At 44.8% G+C, this 1,464-nt stretch carries 1 protein-coding gene; it reads right to left on the bottom strand.

Features of this window, described 5'->3' with window-relative positions; all coding sequences use genetic code 11:
* Positions 1 to 1,359: IS4 family transposase (locus H5157_RS20520; RefSeq protein WP_182725405.1), on the bottom strand; the 1,359-nt coding region annotated here is incomplete at its 3' end.
* Positions 1,360 to 1,464 lie beyond the last annotated feature (105 nt).

The following is a 1,464-nucleotide window of genomic DNA, read 5'->3' on the forward strand; positions in this document are numbered from 1 at the left end:
AAGAGATTTTGCTAAATCGTAGCCTTCCAGGATGGCTTGTAACTTAAGCCATCCTTGCCATAACACTTTCACAGATGCACGCCCTGTGCGCTTGGTATCTTTCCAGCCTCCTAACTTTGCCAGTTCCTGATACGCCCATGACATATTTGGAGCAGTTTCAGGCAATGGTGTTTTTATTCTCTTTAACCACAATAACTTCCATGCTTTGGGAGATAACAGTTGTTCACAACTTGGAGAATCAGGCTGCTCATTGGTGAACTTTAGTTGGAATATTCGCGTCGCAATAAAGCCATTAATCGTCACCAATCTTTCCATGTTATCTTGGCTTTGAAGGCGTAAACTTTCGATATCCGTGCCATCACTTTTCCAGACTTTATGGTATTCCTCTACAAGCCAACGGTGCTCATAGTAGGTGATGATAGCTAAGGCGTCTTCTTTGCTGGTGACTGGTTCACTGGTTAATAGGTGCCAGCTTAAGCCGTTCTCAGCGTTTCCTCTCTCTGCACTGCCGACATAGTAAACTGGGAGGGAGCGTCCTTTCTTATTGTAAGGCGCTTTGAGTGTCACTGGCGCATAGGTGATATCCAGTGTTGCGCTTCGGGCTTTTCTTCCTCCTTTTTGTGCAACGTGGATGTGTTTGGTGCCTGCACTCATCAGCTCGCTTGCAAACGCATAGAGCTTATCCTCACCTTCTTCAATATGACGACTTTGCATCGAGCGTACGACGAATCGTTGCTGCTCGGTCAGTTTATACTGCAAGTATTCGTAGATGTCCGCTTCGCGGTCACACACCGATATCACGTTCGCCATTTGTCCTTGCAGCCGCTCTGCCATCGCTCGTGACGCTGACTCCCACTTGTAACTTTCTTTTTCTTCGTAAGAAGTCGTCCCGTGTTTTTCTCTTTTTCCAATCGTGTTGATATCACGAATCCAGCGAGACTGTTCAATTAATCCCACAACTTGCTTTGTATCTGGCGCAAACAGTAATACGCTATGAGCTAACAAGCCTCGTTGTTTTGCTCCTCGTCCGACATGACCCAAATCATCTCGAATGGAGGAATGTTTATAAATTAGTGTGGTCGTGTCTTCTAATGCGAGCAACAAGTTATGACTTTTTGCTTGTTCAACCGTGGCTTTAAAGCCTGACTCTGCTATAGCCGTTGCGTCAATATTCTCGTTGCGAATAAAGCGGTAGGCACCTTCCATATCGGCGGGGGATTGAGTGATGTTTACAAGTGGTTTTCCTGGTTCATTTGCAAGCGTTGATGCTAACTTTACCAGACGCGCTGTTCTTCTTGGATCACCTAAGTCCGATTTACCGAATTGTTGTTTTGCCCAATGAGTATGTTCGTTAATCATAATGTGCCCTCAAACAAGATTTGAAGATCTGATCATGACATTGAGATTTAGTTCAAAAAAATCCCCGCTAATTTCTTAGCAGGGATTTGTGTATAAGAGACAGCT

This window comes from Pseudoalteromonas sp. SG43-3, assembly GCF_014164385.1.
In the GTDB taxonomy this organism is placed as follows: Bacteria; Pseudomonadota; Gammaproteobacteria; order Enterobacterales; family Alteromonadaceae; genus Pseudoalteromonas; species Pseudoalteromonas distincta.